Here is a 20,799-nt window from a genome sequence, read left to right as displayed (position 1 = left end):
AGGAGTACATCATGAAAAAAACAGGATCAGCCGTCTGGAGTGGCGGCCTCAAAGATGGCAAAGGATTCATTTCCACCGAAAGCGGCGCGCTCGACAATGTGGCGTACGGCTTCAACACGCGCTTCGAAGACGGTCCCGGCAGCAACCCGGAAGAACTGATCGGCGCGGCCCATGCGGCCTGCTTCACCATGGCCCTGTCCGGCCAATTGGGCGAGGCCGGCTTGCGCGCCACGGCCCTGAAAACGACAGCCGATGTCAGCCTGGAAAAAATCGATGGCAGCTATGCCATCACGGCCGTGCACCTGACCCTGGTGGCCACCATTCCCGGCGCCACCGACGAAGCGTTCCAGGATGCGGCCCTGCGCGCCAAGCTCGGCTGCCCCGTATCGAAGCTGCTGGCCACGGAAATCACGCTGGATGCCCATCTGGAGTAAATCCGGAGGCATTGACGTCACCGCCCGCTGCTGTCCTGCACCGGGGCAGCCAGGGCGGTCTCGGCAAGAAAGCCGTAAAACGCATAAAATCCTGCCATTCCCCTATTCAGATCAAGGATTTACGATGCGTATTTTGCACACCATGTTACGGGTCGGCGACCTGCAGCGCTCCATCGATTTTTACACGAACGTCCTGGGCATGAAATTGCTGCGCACCAGCGACAACCCGGAATACCAGTACATGCTGGCCTTCGTCGGCTACGGTTCGAACCCCGACCACGCGGAACTGGAACTGACGTATAACTATGGCACCACCAGCTACGAGCTGGGCACGGCATACGGCCACATCGCCATCTCGGCCGACGATATCGTCGCTGCCTGCGATGCGGCACGCGCGAATGGCGGCAACGTCACGCGCGAACCGGGCCCAGTCAAGGGCGGCAACACGGTGATCGCCTTCATCACCGACCCGGATGGCTACAAGATCGAATTGATCGAGCGCAAGTTCGACGGCCAGGGCGGCGGCCTGTAATACCTCAGCCTGGCTCGGCGGCCCTGGCAATGGCCGCGCGCAGCCAGGCGATGCCCGCATCGCCGTCCGTGCGGCGGTGCCGTATCATTTCAAACGCAAACGGCGCGATGGCGAACGGCGCAGAATGCTGCGCCAGCCCCTGCGCCGCGCTCCCCTGCACGCCGCGCCGCGCCACCGTCAGGATCAAATCCGTCCCCATCAATACTTCCGGCGCGACCGTCCAGTACGGCACGCGCACGGCGATGCGGCGCGCCTGGCCCAGCTGCGCCAGCGCCGCATCGACTTCAGCCGCCATACCGTCTTCGCCGGATGCCACCAGCACGTGCGGGCGCGCCAGATAGGTCTGCAGGCTCAAGCGCTCTCCCGGCGCCAGACTGGCCGGATCGAGCGCGCACACGAAGGTTTCCTCGAATAAGGTTTCTCTGTGTAACTGTTCAGGCAGTTGCGGGAACACGCCCAGCGCCAGGTCGATGTCGCCATCCTGCACGCCAGCGATCACGGCCGGGCGGCTGGCATAGCTGACTGCCAGGTCGATGCCCGGTGCTTCCACGCGCAAACGCCGCAGCAAACGGGGCAAGATCAGCGCCGCGCCGTAATCCGACATGGCCAGGCGAAACACGCGCTGCGCCGTGGCCGCCTCGAAGACGGCGCCGCCCAGCACGGAGCGCACGCTTTGCAAGGCTTCGGCCAGCGGCCGCGCCAATTCCAGGGCGCGCGCCGTCGGCTGGAAACCGCCCTTGCCGCGCAGCAGCAACGGATCGTCGAGCAGATGGCGCAGGCGCGCCAGCGCATGGCTGACGGCGGGCTGGCTCATGTGCAGGCGTTCCGCCGCGCGCGACAAATGGCGCTCGCTGAGCAGCGCATCCAGGATCACCAGCAAGTTCAAATCGACGGCCCGCAAATTATTCGTTTGATGCATAGTTGGATGACAAATTACGAATTGGATTTAATCATGACAGCATAATACGATGACGCCATCAACTCAACACGCAGGGAGTCGCACATGAACGGATGGATCACCTTGTTTGCCCCGCTGGCCATGCTGGCCGGCGCCGTCGTCCCCTTCCAGGCGGGCGCGAATGCGGCGCTGGGCCGCAACCTGGGCCATCCGCTGTGGGCCACCCTCGCCTCGCTGGCCGTCAGCGCCGCGCTCGCTTCACTGGTGATGCTGGCCTGGAGAATCCCGGCGCCCGATCTCCACCTCGCCGTGCGCGGGCCGGGCTGGTCCTGGCTCGGTGGCGCGGCCGGCGTGTTTTATATTACGGCCGCGCTGATGCTGGCGCCGCGCATGGGGTCCGGCCCCTTCATGGCGGCCGTCATCGGCGGGCAGATGCTGGCCGCGCTGGCCATCGACCGCTACGGCTTGCTGGGCTTTGCCGTGAAGCACATTTCTCCGCTGCACTGGGCGGGTGCGGGACTGGTGGTGGCAGGCGTGGTCTTGACACAAGTGGCCAACAGCCGCGCCGTGTGACAACAACGCCAGACGAAAAAAAACCAGCGCCGTTGCCGGGGCTGGTTTTCATGTAAAGCAAGAGCGCGCTTACTTGACGAGCAAGGCGTTGACGGGCATCAAATCCGTTTCCTTCAGCGTGCCGGCGGCCGCCTTCAGGCGCAAGCCGTTCATGATGGTGTCGTAGCGGGCTTTCGACAGGTCTTTTTGCGTCGAGAACAATTGTTTCTGTGCATTCAGCACGTCGATATTGATGCGCACGCCCACCTGGTAACCGAGCTGGTTCGACTCCAGCGCCGATTTGCTCGACACTTCCGCCGCTTCCAGCGCCTTGACCTGGGCCAGGCCGCTGTTGACGCCCAAGAATGCCTGGCGCGCGCCTTGCGATGCCGTGCGGCGTGCCGTTTCCAGGTCGTTGCGGGCCTTGTTTTCCAGCGCGATCGATTCGCGCACCTTGCTGGTGACGGCAAAGCCGCTGAAGATCGGGATGCTCCACTGCACGCCAATGGCATTATTGTTATTCCCGTTGCCATTGCCGCCACCGGACGTGTAGCTATGGCCCGTGTTGGCGATCAGGTCCAGGGTCGGGTAGTGGCCGGCGCGGTTGCGGCCGATGTCGCGCTTGGCCGATTCCACGTTGAACTGGGCCGTGACGACGCCGTAGTTCTGCTCTTCGGCGGACGACACCCACGGCTCGACGGCAGCCGGTTCCGGCGCGCTGATGACAACGCCCGCGCGCATCGGCGCCAGGGTGGTCGGCGCTTCGCCGATAATGGTTTGCAGCGCGCTGCGCTTGTTGGCCAGGTCATTGATGGCGGCAAATTCCTGCGCCACCACCAGGTCGTAGGCCGCTTGCGCTTCGTGCGTGTCGGTAATCGTTTGCGTGCCGACTTCAAAATTGCGCTTGGCCGATGCCAGCTGCTCCGTCGTGGCGACCTTTTGCGCCTGCGTGGCGCCCAGGTTGTCCTGCGCACTCAATACGTCGAAATACGCCTGCGCCACGCGCGTGATCAGGTCTTGCTGAACTTGCGCAAATTGCGCTTCCGCAATCGCCTGCGCCAGCTTGCTTTGCTGATAGGTTTCCCAGCGATCCCAGCGGAACAGCGGCTGCGCCAGGGTCAGGTTGTAGCTGTTCGTGCGCACGTTGACGGACGGCGAGGTGATCTTGTTGCCGCCATTGTTCTGGATAATCTGTTCCTGATTGCCACGCGTATTGCTGCCCGACGCGGAGATTTGCGGCAGCAAGCCTGCCAGCCCTTGCGGAACCCGCTCCATCCCGGCCGACAGGGCCGCGCGCGCGCTGGCGTACTGCGCGTCATTGGCCAGCGCCTGCTGGTACACCTGGATGAGATCGGCCGCCTGCGCTTGCAGCGAGCATGTCATCGAGACAAAGGCGCTGGTCATCAGCACGGCGATTAGGGGTTTCCGCATTGCATTTCTCCGTTGGAGTCGTCAAAAGTTGATGGAATCAAAAATCTGCTACCGCTTGCCTTGCGCCCGCCGGGTGAGCGGGGTACAGGCCTCCGCAGGCATGCAGGAAAACATGCCTGGGTGCATCTACTGCAACATAACTTAGTATTTAGGCATCGCGCTGTCGACTTGCAGCGCCCAGGCATGCACGCCGCCCGTCAAATTACTGATCTTGCCAAAACCATTGCGCTCCAGGAAGGCCGCCACTTGCATACTGCGCATGCCGTGATGGCAGATGCAGACGATCTCGGCATCTTCATCGAGGTCATCGATGCGCGCAGGAATCGAGTTCATCTGCATCAAGGTGGCACCGTCGAGGTGGCACAGGTCGAACTCCCACTGTTCCCGCACGTCCAGCAAAACAGGACGGGGGCGGGAAGGGTCAGCCAGCCAGGCGGCCAGCTGCGGTGCACTCAAATGCTCCATCGAATCGGTCGCCTCAGAACTGGAAATGCGACGGTGCCACGGCTTGCAGCGGCGTGACATTGGTTTCAAACAGCTTGCGCGTGTCGTAGGCCTTGTCCGAGCTGCGCGTGATCAAATGCGCCGACATGATCGGCGCTTCGCCGATGATGGCCAGGATGCGGCCGCCGACTTTGACTTGTTGCAACAGCGCTTCCGGCAACACGGCTAGGGCACCGGACACGACGATCACGTCGTACGGTGCGCCCTTGCTCCAGCCCTGGGCGCCGTCGCCCAGTTCCACGGTCACGTTGGTCACGCCGTTGGCGGCCAGATTCTGCTCGGCCAGGGTTTTCAATTGGGGAACGATTTCCACGCTCGTCACATGCCGCGCCTTGTGCGCCAGCAAGGCGGCCATGTAACCGCTGCCGGTACCGATTTCCAGCACATTTTCATGCTTCTTGACGGCTACGTCTTGCAAAATTCGCGCTTCCAACTTTGGCGTGAACATGCATTCGCCGCCGCCCAGTGGAATTTCCGTATCGACGAAGGCCAGATTTTTATAGGCCGCAGGTACGAAATCCTCACGCTTAACCACGTTCAACAGCTCCAGCACGTCGATATCCAGTACGTCCCATGGACGGATCTGCTGTTCGATCATATTGAAGCGGGCTTGTTCGATATTCATCTTTGGACTCGGTAAGTGAAGTAATAATCCGCCATTTTATCGTTGAACTGGCTGAAAGCACATGTTAACCATAAAGGCGGGGAATGGAGGAAATTTGCGACGATCTGCAGATTTGGGGGGGCGAACCTTGGAAAAGGGGCAACTGAACGGTGGAAGCAGGCCCAGCGGATCAGCTTTTCCCGGGTGCCTCCACCTGCAGGCTGCGCAAGCTCATGTCGATAAAGGCATCCATATAGGCAAGCGGATCGATATTCTTGACCTCGCATGGCAGGAAAGAGTGTGTCCACATCATCAGCATGGTGACGGGCGCGCTGAGGATGGTGCTGACCAGCACGGGATCGACCTGGCGGAATTCGCCGCGCTGCATGCCCCGTTCCAGCAGGGTGGCGATCAGCGCATTGCCGCGCGCGACCACCTCTTCGTTGTAAAACTGCGCCAGTTCCGGGAAATTGTTCGCTTCGGCCAGCATCAGCTTGGTCAAACCGGCCAGCTTGGTGGCGCCGAATTCTTCCCACCATTGCATCATCATGCTGCGCAGCAAGTCGGCGCTGGTGCTGTCCGAGGCGGCCATGCTGTCTTCCGCCTCGCCGATCGATTGCACGATATTGTCGCGCACCACGGCCTTGAACAGCTCTTGTTTATTCTCAAAGTACAAGTACAGGGTGCCTTTCGACACGCCGGCCCGTTTGGCCACATCCTCCAGGCGCGTCGATGCGAAACCCCGTTCGACAAACAGGTCGAGGGCGGCGGCGAGCAATTCCTGCGGGCGGGCATCCTTGCGCCGCTCCCAGCGGGGCTTGGTATCAATCGGGGCTTGCATGTATCTTTCCAAGTAACTTACTTTTGAGTCATTAATAGTAGCCCTGTCTATCGGCAAGGTCAAGCGCGGGGCACCGCCCGGCACGCCGAACACGGGTATTGTACGCTCCGTGCCGGCGTTGGCGACACCTCCACTGCCGCCGGACCTGTCGCGCCGGGTGAAGCAGAATGCGTTTCAGCCCCCGTTTTGCGCAGTTCATCGCATTTCCCCTCAGCTAGCGTGTCGGATTTGCTACCTTGCCATCGACAGCACGGCAGCCGCGGGGCGGCAGCCGGCTTTTTTCTTGTTCCGAACTAAAACAATCATAAAGGAAACACCATGCGTACCCTGCTGGCCCTGTGCTGTGCCCTTGCCCTCGGCGGCTGCGCCATCGTCATCAACCCCAACGATGGCGAAGTGCGCTATGCCGACTCGGGTGGCAATGCCATCCAGGGCAACGAACAAGTGAGTCGCGACGCGCGCCAGGTCAGCAACATCAACACGCTCGACATCGACAGCATGAAGCGCATCGATCTGAAAATCGACGTGCGCGTGGGGCCGGCAACGTCGCTGGTGATCGAAGCGGACAGCAACCTGCAGCCGCGCATCCATAGCGAAGTGAGCGGCAACACCCTGCGCATCTGGAGCGATACGAACATTCGCAGCAGCAATGGCATTCACGTCATCTATACGACGCCGCAATTGAAGAAGATCACCATTTCCGGCTCTGGCCGCCTGGTGGCCAGCGGTTTCAATGGCGAGGATTTCAGCCTGGAGCAGCGCGGTTCGATGAAGAGCGAACTGTCGGGCACGGTGGGACGCCTCGACGTGGCCAACAATGGCTCGGGCAGCATCAACGCGGCGGCCCTCAGCAGCGGCAACACGGACGCGGTGCAGAACGGTTCGGGCAACATCCAGCTGGGCAGCGTGCGGGGCGAACGCATCAACGTGGCCGTCAACGGCTCGGGCAGCATCAGCGCCAGCGGCGCCGTGCAGCGCCTCGACGCCAACGTGAATGGCTCGGGCGACATCAACCTGGCCGCCCTGCGCAGCGATGTTGCCTATCTGGCGAGCAACGGTTCCGGCGACATCGACGTCACCGTCCAGAATGAAGTCAACGCCCGCGCCAGCGGTTCCGGCCGCATCACCGTGCATGGCGACCCGGCCCGCCGCACCCTGTCGGGCAAGCGCGTCAGCATCGTGCGCTAGGCAAGCGGCGGGAAGCGGCAGGCCGCGCCGACTTGCTATACTGTCGGCCCCTGATCCCTTTCCAGCCATCGCCATGCCGTCCTGCGCCTGCTCCCTGGCAGCCGGATGGCAAGCTGGTCGTCCACTAAAGAATAACCATGAACTGCCGCGACCACTGCGGAGCGTGCTGCATCGCTCCCTCCATCACCAGTCCGATACCGGGCATGCCGAACGGGAAACCCGCTGGCGTCCGCTGCGTGCAGCTGGGAGACGATAGCCGCTGCCGCATTTTCGGACAGCCGGAACGGCCGGCGTTCTGCGCAGGATTGCAGCCGTCGGCAGAGATGTGCGGCGCCAGCCGCGAACAGGCGATACGCTGGCTCGACTACCTGGAGCAGGCAACGGCGCCGCAGATTTGAAGAGAATGCCTAGGCCTTCGGCAACATGGTCAGCACCATGCGGAACTTGACGTCCCCGGACTGCATGCGCTGATAGGCTTCGGCCGCACGTTCCAGCGGCATGGTTACGATACGCGGACGCACGCCGGCCAGCACGCTGAAAGCAAGCGTCTTTTCATTGTCATACGGCGTGCCGGTGATCGAGCCGAGCACGCCGCGTTCGCCCACCACCAATTTACCGGAAGACACGAGCAGCGGATCCTTGCCCGCGCCCAGCACGACCAGCCGTCCGGCTGGCGCCAGGCCATCCATCAGCGCCGTCACGGCGGCCGCGCTGGAGACGGTGGTGATGACCGCCTGCGCCCCGCCATGCGCTTGCAGCACGGCGGCCGCATCCTCGGCCAGGCTGTCGACATACACGTGCGCGCCCAGCTCCAGCGCATCCTGCGCAATATCGCCGCCGCGCCCGATCGCCACCACCTTGAAGCCCATGCGGCGCGCATACTGCAAGGCCATATGCCCCAGGCCGCCGATGCCCAGGATGGCGACCGTATCGCCCGCCTGCGCCCCGCTCTTCTTGAGCGCATTGAAGGTGGCGAGGCCCGCGCACAGGATGGGCGCCGACTCTTCCGCGTCCAGCTGCCCGGGAATCGACACCAGGCCAGTGGCGCGCGCCAGCATCATCTCGGCATAGCCGCCGTCGCGGCTGGCGCCCACGAACGGCTGGTCCTGACATAACTGGAAACGGCCTTGGCGACAGGGCGGGCAGGCGTTGCAGTGGCCGCCCAGGCGGCCGACGCCGACGCGCTGGCCGATTTGCCAGATGCCCGGCGTGTGTTCGCCCAGCGCGACGATGCGCCCGACCACCTCGTGACCGGGCACGCGCGGCGGCTGCAGCGCCGGGTCGGCGCCGTCGATATCGGCGCTGTCGGCGCCGCAGATGCCGCAGGCTTCGACGGCAATCAAGACTTCGCCCACGCCGGGCAGCGGCGTGGCGCGCTCGACCAGTTCCAGCACGCCGGGGCGGCTCACTTGCATGGCGCGGTAAGCTGTTTTCATCTTCAGTTTTCCTTCGTTGAGTTAAGTCACGGAATCGCCGGGCGCTGCTGCGCCGCTTGCCAGGCTTGCACGCCCAGAGCGGCCGCCTCGACCGCGCCGGCCAGATAGCCGGGAAAGCGCGGCGACCATTCGCTGGCGATGGCCGTCAGGCGGCCCTGCCAGGGACCGGCCGCAGGCGCCGCTGCCGGGGCGTGACCGTGCTCGCCGCCTGCGTCGAGGTCGGCGGCGGTGGCGGTCAGCGCATCCTGCGACCAGTCCTTGATGGCATCGGTGCGCGGCGCGGCCGCTTGCGGGCCGAACAGCCGTACCAGCTGGGCCCGGCAATGCGCCAGCAAGACCCCATCGTCCAGGTGCTGGCGCGTGCGTGCCGGCACGGCCAGGAAACCAAACAGGGCAGCGCTACCGCCCGGCATCGAGGCATCATGGATCTCGCCCAGCGGCCCGCTCTGGCTGCGCACCGAACCGGACAAGCCCTGTTCGCGCCAGAACGGCCGCTCGTAGACGGCGACGTACTTCGCATGGGGCGCCATCCAGGTGGCGGTGGCGGTCCACTCGCGCGCCAGCGCCGCAGGCAGGGCCGGCTCGTACGCGATACCGGCGGCAGCCAGGCGCGGCGGCAATGCCAGCAGCACGTGGCCGGCGCGCCACGCGGTGACGACGCCCGCCGCATCCGCGCTCGCCACTTCGACGTGCTCGGCCGCATGGCGCAGGCGCAGCACCTGTTGTCCGGTGACGATGCGCGTGCTGCGCAAGGTGCCGTGCAAGGCATCGGTCAGCGCATTCATGCCGCCAATCAGGCGCATCGATGGCGGCGCGCTCGCGTACGTGCGCATGCGCACCGGCGCCTCCCCCGCGGCGCGCTGGTACAGCATGTCGCCCTGGTCGTACTGGGCGAAGCGCTGCAGCCCCAGCCCCTCGACCAGCTGGTGCAGCGCGCACTGCTGCTCGGGCCAGAACCAGGCCGGGCCCAGGTCGAAGCGGTCGCTGCCGCCAGCTGCCTGCATGCCGGAGATACGCCCAGCGATGAAATCACGCGCTTCGAGCACGACGACATTGGCCACGCCCAGCCGCTCCAGCAAGTGGGCCGCGTACAGGCCGCTCAGGCCGGCGCCGATAATGATGATGCGTGCGTGTTGCATGCTGATCCTTTCAAAGTCGTGTCCGCCACATGCCGGACTTTCAGGTAAACGGTGGCTCCCTGCGCACCGGCAACGATGGCGGGCAAGGTGCCGGCAGGCAGGCGCATCCAGCTGCGCGGCGCGCAGGCATGCTGGCGCGCGCGCACCTCGCCCTCGAGCACCAGCAGTTCCTGGCCGCCGCCTGCCTCGGCCAGCAAGGCTTCATGCGGCATCAGCCGCTGCAGGCTGACCTGCTCGGCAGCATCGTCGAACAGCGGACAGACGGCCCGCCCCCGCTGCTCGCGCCAGTTGGCGGGGTCGCGGGTGTCGATGCGGACGTGGCGCTGTTCGCGCGGCTGCATCTGCTGCAACTTGACGAAGATCACCGCCCCCGCGCCGCTCGACGGCCGGTGGCTGGAGCCGGGCGGATTGCGCAAATACCAGCCGGCGGGATAATCCACGCCGTCTTCGGAAAACGTGCCGTCGAGGACCAGGATTTCCTCGCCGCCCGGATGCCGATGCGGCGGGAAGAAGGATTCGGGCGCATAGCGCACGATGCTCGTTGCGCGCGCTTGCTCGGCGCCGATGCGATCGAGCATGATGCGCTCGACGCCGCCCTGCGGCGACGCGACCCAGCGGTACTGGTGCGGCGCCAGGATGACGGGGCGCGAAAAATCGGCATTGATCAGCATGACAAACTTCCAGAGTTGAAAAAACGGCCAGCGCTTACTGCTTCGGCAGCTGTTGGTAGGCTTCCATCACGCGCGCCGAATACGTCAGCGCGGCGCCCGTATTGAGCGCGATCGCCACGCCGAGCGCTTCGGAAATTTCTTCCAGGGTCGCACCGGCTTCCACCGCTTTCTTCGTGTGCACCGAGATGCAGCCGTCGCAACGCGTGGTGATGGCCACCGCCAGCGCGATCAGTTCGTGGATCTTCGGCGCCAGGTGGCCGGTCTTGGCGGCGGCGCCGTCGATGGCCATCACGCCGCGCATCACGTCGGGGCTCTGCGCGGCGTAATCGCCGACTTTTTCCAGCAGGGAGTCGCGGTAGGTGTTCCAGTCTTGCATCATGATTTTTGCTCCAAAAAAGGGAATAGTAGGTAGCAGCGGGCGGGTGCCCGCTTACGCCACGGTATAAATGCGCACGTCGGGCGCCGCGTCCAGCAGCGGCGTGAGCGCCACCACCACGTCGCTGTTGAACAGCGCGCTTTGCAGATAGGCATTGGCGTTGCCCACGCTGTCGAAGCCATGCAGCACTTGCACGTCTTCCTCGCGGATCAGCAATTGCTTCGACTGCGCGCCCGCGATGCCGGCCAGGAACGGCGTCTTGTACTGCTGATAGACGCCAGCCGCCGCGGCGCGGTTGGCGTTGGCGATCTTGAGGGTGATTTGCAGATAAGCCATGCGATGCTCCTTGATGATCAGGTGAAGAAAAGGCGGGCAAGGCGGGCTTGCCCCAGGTATTTAGTTGCGGCCGGCCATCACGCCGCCATCGACGTCCCACACCGCGCCGGTCACCCAGGCGGCCTTGTCGGACAGCAGAAACGCCACCACTTCCGCCACGTCCAGCGGCGTGCCCACGCGGCCGATCGGGTGGAAACCGTTGAAGCCCTGCAGCGCCTCATGGACCTCCGCCTTCGGAATAAAACCTTCGTAGATCGGCGTCTGCACGACGGCTGGCGAGACGGCGTTGACGCGAATCTGCTTCGATGCCAGTTCCATCGCCAGATGCTGGGTCAGCGAGTGCAGGCCGGCCTTGGCCATCGAATACGCCGACGATGGCGTGGCGGCGATCGCCTGCTTGCCCCACATCGAGCCGATGTTGACGATAGACCCAGGGCGTCCGCCGGCGACCAGGTGCGCGGCCACCTTTTGCGTGATGAAGAACAAGGCCTTGTTGAGATTCATATACTGGTCGTAGTCGGCGGCGCCGTGTTCGAGGAACGGTTTGGGGAAGAACACGCCGGCCGCGTTGACCAGCAGATCGATGTCCGCATGCTGTTCGTCCAGCGTTTTGAGCAGCGCGGCCAGGCCCGCGTCGCTCGACAGGTCGGCGGTCACCGCCCACACCGTGCCGAGCGCCGACAATGCCTTGCGCGCCTCTTCGGTTTTCTCTGCGCGGTGGCCGACGATCACGGCGCTGCCGCCTTGCTCCAGCACCACGCGTGCCGTCGCCAGACCCATGCCGCTGGTGCCACCCACGACCAGCAGTTTCTTGCCTTCGAATTGCTTGCTCATTTTCATTCCTTTCCTATGCCCGCCGTCCAGGCAGGCGCTGTTGAAGAAAAACTTCCGGGCAGTTGTGTACTGCCGCGATGCAATGCATTCTGCGCTTGGCGGCGAACGGGAACAAACCAGATTAAATGTCAGTCATTGAAAGAAAATCTTTAGTGGTACGGCTGCGGAGTGACTAAAATAGGCACGCAGAGACGCACAATCACGCGACACCATGGAAGAAAATCATGAAGACACCGATCCATCTGAACGCCTTGCGGGCATTCGAAGCCAGCGCCCGCCACCAGAGCTTTTCAGCCGCCGCCGCTGAACTCAACGTCAGCCCCGCTGCCGTGGGCCAGTTGGTGCGCACCCTGGAAGACTGGCTGGGCGCGCCGCTGTTCCATCGGCACACGGCGGGCAAGACGCGGCTGGTGGCGACGCAGGCCGCGGAGCGCGCGTTGCCGGATTTGCGCGCCGGCTTTGACCGCTTGCTGCTGGGTCTGGAAAGGCTCAAGGAAGGTTCGCTCAACGGGGTGCTGACGGTGACCGTCAGTCCCGCCTTCGCCGCCAAGTGGCTGTTGCCACGGATTGAACGCTTTCAATCGGTCTGCCCGGAAACCGACGTGCGGCTCGATACCAGTCTGAAGCCCGTCGATTTCGTCTCGCAACGCATCGATATCGGCGTGCGCTACGGCACCGGCAACTGGCCGGGACTGAGCACCGACAAATTGATGGATGAAGAAGTCTATCCCGTGTGTTCGCCCGCGTTTCTGCAACAGCATGCGCCATTGCGGCAGCCGGCCGACCTGGCGCGGCAAACGCTAATTCACGACCTGTCGATGGATGGCCATGGCGATTTTCCAACGTGGGAAGCGTGGCTGCAGAAGGCGGGCGTGCGCGATAGCGCCGCCTCGCGCGGCATGAAGATCAACAATTCGGCGGCGGTGCTGCAGGCGGCGGCCGAGGGCCATGGCGTGGCGCTGGCGCGCAGCGTGATGGCGCATGACGATATCGCCTCCGGGCGGCTGGTACGCCTGTGCGGCGCGATGACTTTTCTTTCGCCGCTGGCCTACTACGTGGTCTACCGGCCGGAGTCCGCAGGCCTGCCGCGCCTGGCCACCTTTCGCGGCTGGCTGCTGGAAGAGGCAGGCAAGCAGGCCGCTGCGGTTGCACGGTAAGCCAGCCGTTGGCCGCCGTGACGCGCAGATAAGCATTGACCGCGTTTGCACGTTTGCGTATATTCATGCACATTCCTGCACGTTTTAATTAAAACCTATGTCCGCCACCCTGCTTCTCAAACAACGCCACGCGCTGATCCAGCAACAATTGCATGCCGACGGCCGCGTGCTGGCGCTGGACCTGGCGCGCCAGCTCGATGTCTCCGAAGACACGATACGGCGCGATTTGCGCGAGATGGCGGCGGCCGGCCTGTGCCAGCGCGTGTATGGCGGTGCCCTGCCGCTGGCGCCCGACGGCGGTACCTTGACGCAGCGCAAGCAGGAAGCGCCCGAACGCAAGGCGCGCCTGGCGCAGGCCGCCGTGTCACTCGTGCGCACGGGTCAGGTACTGTTTCTTGATGCGGGCTCGACCAATCTGGCCATCGCCTGCGCCTTGCCGCAGTTGGCGCTCACCGTCATCACCAACGCCCCATCCATTGCCATGGCCCTGATGGAACGTCCCGAAATCGAGCTGATCATGGCCGGCGGCAGGGTCGACCGCCGCGCCGGCGCCAGCCTGGGTCCGCAGGCGCTGCGCACGGTCGAGCGCATGCATCCCGACCTGTGCTTCCTCGGTGCCTGCGGCGCCGATGCGGACGCGGGCGTGACGGCGTTCAATTACGACGAGGCCGAGTTCAAGCGCAGCATCGCCGGCGCCAGCAAGGCCGTCGTCGCGGCCCTCACCAGCGACAAACTGGGCACTGCCGCACCGTTCGGCGTGCTGGCGACTGGATTGCTGCAGCATCTGGTGCTGGAAGCCGATGCCGACGCTGCCCACATCGCCGCCTTTGAACGGCTGGGCGTGCAAGTGCTGCGCGCCCGCGCCTGATTTTATCCACCCCGATTCTTGAAAAGCTTCCCCATGCACCTTACCGGCACCCTGCAACAACGCGCTACGCGCCTGGTCTTCTTCGCCGCAGGCCTCGGCATGGCCGCCTGGGCCCCGCTGGTTCCCTACGCCAAGTCGCGCCTGGGCCTCGATGAAGCGACCCTGGGCATCCTGCTGCTGTGCCTGGGCGCCGGCTCCCTGTGCGCGATGCCGTTTACGGGCATGCTCACGGCACGCTTCGGCTGCCGCAAGGTCATCTGCAGCGCCGGCTTGCTGCTGACCGCCATCCTGCCCGGCCTGGCGCTGGCCGCCACGCCGCTGCAACTGGGCCTGGTGCTGCTGGTGTTCGGCGCGGCCATGGGCACGTTTGACGTGGCCATCAATATTCAGGCCGTGATCATCGAAAAAGCCAACGGCGGCGCCATGATGTCGGGTTTTCACGCGCGGTTCAGCGTGGGCGGCTTTGCCGGCGCGGCCTGCATGGCCCTGCTGCTGTGGCTGGGCCTGACGCCGGCCTGGTCGTGCGCGGTGGTGATGCTGCTGCTGTGCGGCGTGCTGGGCGCTGCGCAAGGCCATCTGCTGCCGACGGCGTCCGCTTCCGGCGAAAAGACGCCGCTGTTCGTGATGCCGCACGGCGCCGTCATTTTCATCGGCTTGCTGTGCTTTATCGTCTTCCTGGCCGAAGGCGCGATTCTCGACTGGAGCGCCCTGTTCCTTACCACCACGCGCGGCGTAGAAGAAGCCAAGGGCGGCCTCGGCTACGCCGCCTTCGCCATCGCCATGACCTTGGGCCGCTTCACGGGCGACAAGGTGGTCAGCCGCTTTGGCGGAAAGCGGGTGCTTACTTTCGGCGGCTTGTGCGCGGCCAGCGGCTTTTTCCTGGCCGTGCTGGCGCCGCATGCCAGCCTGGCCATGGCCGGCTTCGTGCTGATCGGCCTGGGCGCCGCAAACATCGTGCCCATCCTGTTTACGGCGGCGGGCAACCAGAGCGCCATGCCGGCCAGCCTGGCGGTGGCGGCCATCACCACCATCGGCTATGCGGGCATCCTGGCCGGGCCGGCCGTAATCGGCTTCGTGGCGCACGCCACCAGCCTGAATATCGCCTTCGCCATGCTGGGCGCCGCCCTGCTGCTGGTGGCGGCCAGCGCGCGCCTGGCCGCGCCGGCAAAACAGGCTTCCTGAACTCTCCCCTTACCTGGCGGGCAGCGGCAAAAAACCGCTGCCCGCCAGCGCCCAAATCGGCTCGACGGGCCTCCGGCATGGTAAGCTTCGACCCCGCGCACATTGCTGGCGCCACGCGGTCACCCCATCCTGTCAATTACACCCTTGTATACATCTATGGATCTCATTCTTGCGTTAAAAGCCATCATCATGGGGCTGGTCGAAGGCTTTACCGAATTCTTGCCGATTTCCTCCACGGGTCATTTGATCCTGGCCGGCAGCCTGCTCGACTTTACCAAGGATGTTTCGAAAGAAGTCATGGATGTCTTCGAGATCGCCATCCAGGCCGGCGCCATCCTGGCCGTGTGCTGGGAGTACCGCCAGCGCATCGGCAGCGTGCTGACCACCTTCAGCACCGAGGCCAAATCGCGCAAGTTCGTGCTGAACGTGGCCATCGCCTTCCTGCCGCTGGCCATCATCGGCCTGGCGATTGGCAAGATGATCAAGCATGCGCTGTTCAAGCCAGTACCGGTCGCCATGGCCTTCATCATCGGCGGCATCGTGATTTTGCTGGTGGAGCGCCGCGCGCGCACCAATCCCGTCACCGTGCGCGTCAACTCGGTCGATGAAATGACGCCGTTCGACGCCCTGAAGGTGGGCTGCGCGCAAGCGTTCGCGCTAATTCCCGGCACCAGCCGCTCCGGCTCGACCATCATCGGCGGCATGCTGCTGGGCCTGTCGCGCAAGACAGCCACCGAATTCTCGTTCTTCCTGGCCATCCCGACCCTGCTGGCGGCCACCTTCTACTCGCTGTATAAAGCGCGCGACATCCTGTCGGCCACCGACATGCCCCTGTTCGGCCTGGGCACCGTAGCCGCCTTCATCTCCGCCTTCCTGTGCGTGCGCTGGCTGCTGCGCTACATCAGTTCGCACGACTTCACGTTTTTTGCCTGGTACCGCATCGTGTTCGGCTTGCTGGTGTTGGCCAGCGCCCACTACGGCTGGGTTGTTTGGGCAGAATAAGGCACTATGAATCAAGATCTTAACCAGCGCGCGCTGCACCTGCTGCAGACCGTTTTCGGCTACCCGGCCTTCCGCGGCCAGCAGGCCGACATCGTCGACCACGTCAGCCATGGCGGCGACGCGCTGGTGCTGATGCCCACCGGCGGCGGCAAGTCGCTGTGCTACCAGATTCCCGCCCTGCTGCGCGATGGCGTCGGCGTCGTCGTCTCGCCGCTGATCGCCCTGATGCAGGACCAGGTGGACGCGCTGGAGGAAGTCGGCGTGCGCGCCGCCTTCCTCAATTCCACGCAAACCTACGAAGAGGCGAGCCGCATCGAGCGCCTGGTGCGCACGGGCGCCATCGACGTCGTCTACGTGGCGCCCGAGCGCCTGATGACGCAGCGCTGCCTGGACCTGTTCCAGGCCTCGAAGATCTCCCTGTTCGCCATCGACGAGGCGCATTGCGTGGCCCAGTGGGGTCATGACTTCCGTCCCGAATACATCAAGCTGTCGGTGCTGCACGAGCAGTTCCCGGACGTGCCGCGCATTGCGCTCACGGCCACGGCCGACCCGCAGACGCGCGCCGAAATCGCCCTGCGTTTGCAGCTGGAAGACGCGCGCCAGTTCGTCTCGTCCTTCGACCGCCCAAACATCCGCTACCAGATCGTGGAAAAGGCGAACGGCCGCAAGCAGCTGCTCGACTTCATCAACACGGAACACGCGGGCGACTGCGGCATCGTGTACTGCCTGTCGCGCAAAAAGGTCGAAGAGACGGCGGAATTTCTGAACCAGAGCGGCATTCGCGCCCTGCCGTACCACGCCGGCATGGAGTACGCCAAGCGCAGCGCCAACCAGGCGCGCTTCCTGCGCGAGGAAAACATCGTCATGGTCGCCACCATCGCCTTCGGCATGGGTATCGACAAGCCCGACGTGCGCTTCGTCGCGCACCTCGATCTGCCGAAAAGCATCGAGGGCTATTACCAGGAAACGGGGCGCGCGGGCCGCGACGGCATGGCCGCCAACGCCTGGATGGCGTACGGCTTGCAGGACGTGGTGCTGCAGCGGCGCATGATCGACGAATCGGAAGCGGACGACACCTTCAAGCGCGTGCTGGGCGTGAAACTCGACGCCATGCTGGGCCTGTGCGAAACGCTCAGCTGCCGCCGCATGCGCCTGCTCGAATACTTCGGCGAACCGGCCTCGCCGTGCGGCAATTGCGACACGTGCCTGGTGCCGCCCGTGTCGTTTGACGGCACGGTGCCCGTGCAAAAACTGCTGTCGGCCATCTACCGCGTCGACCAGCGCTTCGCCGGCGGCCACGTGATCGACGTGCTGCGCGGCGTGGAATCGGAACGCATCAAGACCTGGCACCACGATTCGCTGTCCGTCTTCGGCATCGGCTCGGACCTGGGCGAGGCGGAATGGAAATCGATTCTGCGCCAGGCCATCGCGCTCGGCCTCGTCTCGGTCGACCATGAACAATACAGCTCGCTGAAACTGACGGACGCCTCGCGCCCCGTGCTCAAGGGCGGCCAGAAAGTGCAGCTGCGCCAGTACCAGAAACCGGTGAAAACCAGCAAGCGCAGCACCAGCGTGGCAAAAGGCTATGTCGAGACGGACTTGTCTACCAGCGAGCAGGCGATCTTCGACAAGCTGCGCTGGTGGCGCGTGGAGACGGCGCGCACGCACAACGTGCCCGCCTACGTGATTTTCGTCGACGCCACCCTGCGCGAAATCGCCAAGGCCAAGCCCACCTCGCTGGAACAGATGCGCGGCGTGAGCGGCGTGGGCGAGAAAAAACTGGCCTCGTACGGCGACGAAATCGTCGCCATGATCCTGGAGATGATTTAATGGAAGCACTCTCGCCGGACCTGATTTACCAGGCCGTGAAAATCCTCGGCGCCCAGCCCGACGCCGATGACGCGGTGGAAGCGCAAGTCCGTACCCTGGTCGGCGACGACCTGACGGTGCGCCGCCTGGCCGACGTGGTGCCGGAAGCCTTCGGCCTGGTGCTGGCCTCTCACCTTCCCGGTGCCGGAAACATGACCTTGCCCGGCACCTTCTGCGCCCAGGACGAGGATGGCGAGTGGGTGGAGTTCCCCCTGCGCCGCGAACCGATCTTTGTCGTCGCCGCGGACATCGCCCAGCATACTTTCCACAACGGCCCGCGCGCCCTGATAAAAAATCTCGCCGACCGCAGCTCTTTGCTGTCGGCCATCAACAAGGCCCTGAACGCGGGCGGCTCGCTCGACGGCACGACCCTGGGCCCGCCGTCCTTCTTTGGCCTGCCCGCCGCCCTGTACCAGCCGGCGGCATCGCCCGATACGCCCTGACCACGTCATCTTGCCCCTGCCCTTGATAAAGGAACGCCGCCGCGATGGAAACCAAATGGCTGGAAGACTTCATCTCGCTCGCTGAAACGCATAATTTCAGCCGTTCCGCGGCCCTGCGCCACGTCACCCAGCCGGCCTTCTCGCGGCGCATCCAGTCGCTGGAAAACTGGCTCGGCATCGATCTGGTCGACCGTACCTCGTACCCGACGCGGCTGACGCCGGCCGGCGCCGTGTTCTACGAGCAGGCGCTGGAAATGCTGGGGCAAATCAATGGCGTGCGCGCCCTGTTGCGCGGCAAGCGGGCGGCCACGCAAACGAGCGTCGATTTCGCCGTGCCGCATACCCTGTCGCTGACCTTCATGCCGAAATGGCTGACGGCACTGGAAGACGGTTTTGCACCGATCAACAGCCGCCTGATGGCGCTGAACGTGCACGACGCGGTGCTGCAGCTGGTCGACGGCGGCTGCGACCTGCTGCTGTGCTATCACCATCCGCGCCAGCCGGTGCAGCTCGATCCGGGCCGCTACGACATGCTGGTGATGGGCCGCGAAACCGTGCGCGCGTATGCGCGCTGCGGCCAGGACAAGGTGCCGGACTTCGTCCTGCCCGGCAGCGCCAAGGAGCCGCTGCCCTTCCTCTCCTACACCAGCAATGCCTACCTGGGACGCATGGTGGAACTGCTGGTGGCCGACGCCAAGGCACCCCTGTTCCTGGAAACCTGCTACGAAACGGACATGGCCGAAGGCCTCAAAATGATGGCGCTGGAGGGGCGCGGCATCGCCTTCCTGCCCGAATCGGCAGTCATGCGCGACGTCAAATACAAGCACCTGGCGCGCGCCGACGGCGGCGCGCCAGGCTGGGAAATCGAACTGGAAATCCGTTTGTACCGCGAACGCCCGTCCAGCCTGCGTCCCGGCAAGCAGATCGTCGAAAGCCTGTGGCAATACCTGGTGCAGGCGCAGGAAAGCGCCGCGCGCGGCGGAAAAAAACGCCGGCGTGCAGCCTTCACCACAATTCCATCCTGACCTCCAATCTATGCAATAAATGCATAACCGGATGCGCACAAAGCATTGGCCGGGGCATGAGGCTATCGCCTACGATGCGGTTCCGCTGCGCGCAGCTGCATCTCGGCTGTGCCTCTAACGTATTCGTATTGTCCAGGAGCTTATCAAGCATGACCAGCAAGCACGCACTTCCTTCCTACCTCAATCCTGAAGACCTTGGCCCATGGGGCGTCTACCTCGAGCAGATCGACCGCGTTACGCCGTACCTGGGCAACCTGTCACGCTGGGTGGAAACGCTGAAGCGTCCAAAGCGCATCCTGACGGTCGACGTGCCGATCGAGCGCGATGACGGCACCATTGCCCACTACGAAGGCTACCGCGTGCAGCACAATCTGTCGCGCGGCCCCGGTAAAGGCGGCGTGCGCTTCCACCAGGACGTGACCCTGTCGGAAGTGATGGCGCTGTCGGCCTGGATGACGGTCAAGAATGCAGCAGTCAACGTGCCATACGGCGGCGCCAAGGGCGGTATCCGTGTCGATCCGAAGACCCTGTCGCGCAACGAACTGCAACGCCTGACGCGCCGCTACACGAGCGAGATCAGCATGATCATCGGACCGAACAAGGATATCCCGGCGCCGGACGTCAACACGAATGAGCAAGTCATGGCGTGGATGATGGACAGCTATGCCATGATCGGCGGCAATATGTCGACCGGCGTGGTAACGGGCAAGCCAATTTCGCTGGGCGGCAGCCTGGGCCGCCGCGATGCGACGGGCCGCGGCGTGTTCGTCGTCGGTTGCGATGCGGCCGCCAAGGTCGGCATGTCGCTCGAAGGCGCGAAAGTCATCGTGCAAGGTTTCGGCAACGTGGGCGGCGTCGCTGCACGCATGTTCGCTGAAGCCGGCTCGAAAGTCGTGGCGGTGCAAGACCACAAGACCACCGTCGTGCACGCCGGCGGCCTGAACATCCCGCAACTGCTGGCACACGTGGCCGAAGTGGGCAGCGTCGAAGGCTTCCCGGGCGCCGAGGCATTCGTGCCGCGCGAAGATTTCTGGGGCATCGATTGCGACATCCTGATCCCGGCCGCGCTGGAACAGCAGATCACGGCCGAACGCGCACAAGTCATCCGCGCCAAGATCATCCTGGAAGGCGCCAACGGCCCGACCCTGCCGGCAGCGGACGACATCCTGACCGACCGCGGCGTGCTGATCGTGCCAGACGTGCTGGCCAACGCCGGCGGCGTGACCGTCAGCTACTTCGAATGGGCGCAAAACTTCTCGAGCTTCTTCTGGACGGAAGAAGAGATCAACAGCCGCCTGACCCGCATCATGCGCGAAGCGTTCGACGCGGTCTGGCAAGTGTCGCAAGAGAAGAAAGTGTCGATGCGTACCGCCACCTTCATCCTGGCGTGCACGCGCGTCCTGCAAGCGCGCGAAGTGCGCGGCCTGTACCCATAATGGCTGCCTGAGAAAAAGCCTGGGGCGTTGTCGCTTCGCCT

The 20,799-nt window shown here is 64.3% G+C and carries 24 protein-coding genes; 13 read left to right on the top strand and 11 right to left on the bottom strand.

All coding sequences use genetic code 11. The features are described from left to right. The first annotated feature begins 11 nt into the window (after positions 1-11). Both AC07X6_RS00190 and gloA read left to right on the top strand, forming a co-directional pair. A complete protein-coding gene (locus tag AC07X6_RS00190) occupies positions 12-434 on the top strand; it encodes an OsmC family protein (RefSeq protein WP_494789685.1) in 423 nt (140 codons plus the stop codon). A 124-nt stretch (positions 435-558) separates the two neighbouring features. Next, positions 559-966 (top strand): lactoylglutathione lyase, encoded by a 408-nt coding sequence (gene gloA, locus AC07X6_RS00185; RefSeq protein ID WP_494789684.1) that lies wholly within the window; start codon positions 559-561, stop codon positions 964-966. Positions 967-970: 4 nt separating this feature from the next. Here the strand turns inward: gloA and AC07X6_RS00180 are convergent, their stop codons facing one another. Further along, complete coding sequence (locus AC07X6_RS00180; RefSeq protein ID WP_494789683.1) at positions 971-1,885, bottom strand: LysR substrate-binding domain-containing protein; 915 nt, start codon at positions 1,883-1,885, stop codon at positions 971-973. An 84-nt stretch (positions 1,886-1,969) separates the two neighbouring features. Here AC07X6_RS00180 and AC07X6_RS00175 point away from each other — a divergent pair, with 84 nt between their 5' ends. Next, entirely contained in the window at positions 1,970-2,437 is a 468-nt protein-coding gene (locus AC07X6_RS00175; protein ID WP_230539118.1) for a DMT family transporter, read from the top strand. 69 nt (positions 2,438-2,506) lie between these two features. On the opposite strand, the gene AC07X6_RS00170 is transcribed toward AC07X6_RS00175, so the two are convergent. The 4 genes from AC07X6_RS00170 to AC07X6_RS00155 all read right to left on the bottom strand — a co-directional run bounded on the left by AC07X6_RS00170 (position 2,507) and on the right by AC07X6_RS00155 (position 5,796). Beyond that, a complete protein-coding gene (locus AC07X6_RS00170) occupies positions 2,507-3,847 on the bottom strand; it encodes a TolC family outer membrane protein (protein ID WP_230539119.1) in 1,341 nt (446 codons plus the stop codon). A gap of 141 nt (positions 3,848-3,988) precedes the next feature. Next, entirely contained in the window at positions 3,989-4,312 is a 324-nt protein-coding gene (locus AC07X6_RS00165; protein ID WP_219132534.1) for a rhodanese-like domain-containing protein, read from the bottom strand. Positions 4,313-4,325: 13 nt separating this feature from the next. Next, on the bottom strand, positions 4,326-4,976 hold the full coding sequence (locus AC07X6_RS00160) for a protein-L-isoaspartate O-methyltransferase family protein (RefSeq protein WP_215403331.1): 651 nt from the start codon (positions 4,974-4,976) through the stop codon (positions 4,326-4,328). Positions 4,977-5,145: 169 nt separating this feature from the next. Next, positions 5,146-5,796, bottom strand: a complete 651-nt coding sequence (locus AC07X6_RS00155; RefSeq protein WP_230539120.1) for a TetR/AcrR family transcriptional regulator — start codon at positions 5,794-5,796, stop codon at positions 5,146-5,148. Between the two features lie 318 nt (positions 5,797-6,114). On the opposite strand from AC07X6_RS00155, the gene AC07X6_RS00150 reads away from it, so the two are divergent. Continuing rightward, positions 6,115-6,984: a head GIN domain-containing protein gene (locus AC07X6_RS00150; protein ID WP_494789682.1), complete on the top strand. Its 870-nt coding sequence runs from the start codon at positions 6,115-6,117 to the stop codon at positions 6,982-6,984. A gap of 137 nt (positions 6,985-7,121) precedes the next feature. Further along, positions 7,122-7,382: a YkgJ family cysteine cluster protein gene (locus AC07X6_RS00145; RefSeq protein WP_494789681.1), complete on the top strand. Its 261-nt coding sequence runs from the start codon at positions 7,122-7,124 to the stop codon at positions 7,380-7,382. Between the two features lie 9 nt (positions 7,383-7,391). Here AC07X6_RS00145 and AC07X6_RS00140 read toward each other — a convergent pair whose 3' ends face one another. The 6 genes from AC07X6_RS00140 to AC07X6_RS00115 are packed head-to-tail and all read right to left on the bottom strand — an operon-like array spanning position 7,392 to position 11,776. Beyond that, entirely contained in the window at positions 7,392-8,420 is a 1,029-nt protein-coding gene (locus AC07X6_RS00140; protein WP_494789680.1) for an alcohol dehydrogenase, read from the bottom strand. Between the two features lie 26 nt (positions 8,421-8,446). Next, on the bottom strand, positions 8,447-9,559 hold the full coding sequence (locus tag AC07X6_RS00135; protein ID WP_494789679.1) for a flavin monoamine oxidase family protein: 1,113 nt from the start codon (positions 9,557-9,559) through the stop codon (positions 8,447-8,449). After that, positions 9,520-10,230 (bottom strand): cupin domain-containing protein, encoded by a 711-nt coding sequence (locus tag AC07X6_RS00130; RefSeq protein ID WP_492957338.1) that lies wholly within the window; start codon positions 10,228-10,230, stop codon positions 9,520-9,522. Before AC07X6_RS00130 ends, AC07X6_RS00135 begins: the two co-directional genes overlap by 40 nt. 34 nt (positions 10,231-10,264) lie before the next feature. Continuing rightward, the gene (locus AC07X6_RS00125) at positions 10,265-10,609 is read right to left on the bottom strand and encodes a carboxymuconolactone decarboxylase family protein (RefSeq protein WP_070220483.1); all 345 of its coding nucleotides are present in this window, start codon (positions 10,607-10,609) and stop codon (positions 10,265-10,267) included. A gap of 51 nt (positions 10,610-10,660) precedes the next feature. Then, positions 10,661-10,942, bottom strand: a complete 282-nt coding sequence (locus AC07X6_RS00120) for a hypothetical protein (RefSeq protein ID WP_494789678.1) — start codon at positions 10,940-10,942, stop codon at positions 10,661-10,663. A gap of 60 nt (positions 10,943-11,002) precedes the next feature. Beyond that, entirely contained in the window at positions 11,003-11,776 is a 774-nt protein-coding gene (locus AC07X6_RS00115) for an SDR family NAD(P)-dependent oxidoreductase (protein WP_070220755.1), read from the bottom strand. Positions 11,777-12,000: 224 nt separating this feature from the next. Between AC07X6_RS00115 and gcvA the strand changes: the two genes are divergently transcribed. The 8 genes from gcvA to AC07X6_RS00075 all read left to right on the top strand — a co-directional run bounded on the left by gcvA (position 12,001) and on the right by AC07X6_RS00075 (position 20,758). Next, positions 12,001-12,933, top strand: a complete 933-nt coding sequence (gene gcvA / locus AC07X6_RS00110; protein ID WP_494789677.1) for a transcriptional regulator GcvA — start codon at positions 12,001-12,003, stop codon at positions 12,931-12,933. Between the two features lie 97 nt (positions 12,934-13,030). Then, positions 13,031-13,801: a DeoR/GlpR family DNA-binding transcription regulator gene (locus AC07X6_RS00105; protein WP_494789676.1), complete on the top strand. Its 771-nt coding sequence runs from the start codon at positions 13,031-13,033 to the stop codon at positions 13,799-13,801. 33 nt (positions 13,802-13,834) lie between these two features. Next, entirely contained in the window at positions 13,835-14,983 is a 1,149-nt protein-coding gene (locus AC07X6_RS00100) for an MFS transporter (protein ID WP_494789675.1), read from the top strand. A 156-nt stretch (positions 14,984-15,139) separates the two neighbouring features. Then, positions 15,140-15,985 carry an undecaprenyl-diphosphate phosphatase gene (locus tag AC07X6_RS00095; RefSeq protein WP_494789674.1) on the top strand — a complete coding sequence of 282 codons (846 nt, stop codon included), beginning with the start codon at positions 15,140-15,142 and terminating at the stop codon, positions 15,983-15,985. 6 nt (positions 15,986-15,991) lie between these two features. Then, on the top strand, positions 15,992-17,815 hold the full coding sequence (gene recQ / locus AC07X6_RS00090; protein ID WP_494789673.1) for a DNA helicase RecQ: 1,824 nt from the start codon (positions 15,992-15,994) through the stop codon (positions 17,813-17,815). Continuing rightward, complete coding sequence (locus tag AC07X6_RS00085; protein WP_494789672.1) at positions 17,815-18,297, top strand: hypothetical protein; 483 nt, start codon at positions 17,815-17,817, stop codon at positions 18,295-18,297. The genes recQ and AC07X6_RS00085 overlap by 1 nt, the downstream gene beginning before the upstream one ends. A 44-nt stretch (positions 18,298-18,341) precedes the next feature. Then, entirely contained in the window at positions 18,342-19,322 is a 981-nt protein-coding gene (locus tag AC07X6_RS00080) for a LysR family transcriptional regulator (protein ID WP_494789671.1), read from the top strand. A gap of 149 nt (positions 19,323-19,471) precedes the next feature. Further along, complete coding sequence (locus tag AC07X6_RS00075; protein WP_034785857.1) at positions 19,472-20,758, top strand: Glu/Leu/Phe/Val family dehydrogenase; 1,287 nt, start codon at positions 19,472-19,474, stop codon at positions 20,756-20,758. Positions 20,759-20,799: the final 41 nt, after the last annotated feature.

The organism is Janthinobacterium sp. GW460-12-1-14-LB5 (assembly GCF_059423585.1).
Note: the sequence above shows the minus strand (reverse complement) of the source record. Positions and strands in the feature narration are given on the sequence as shown.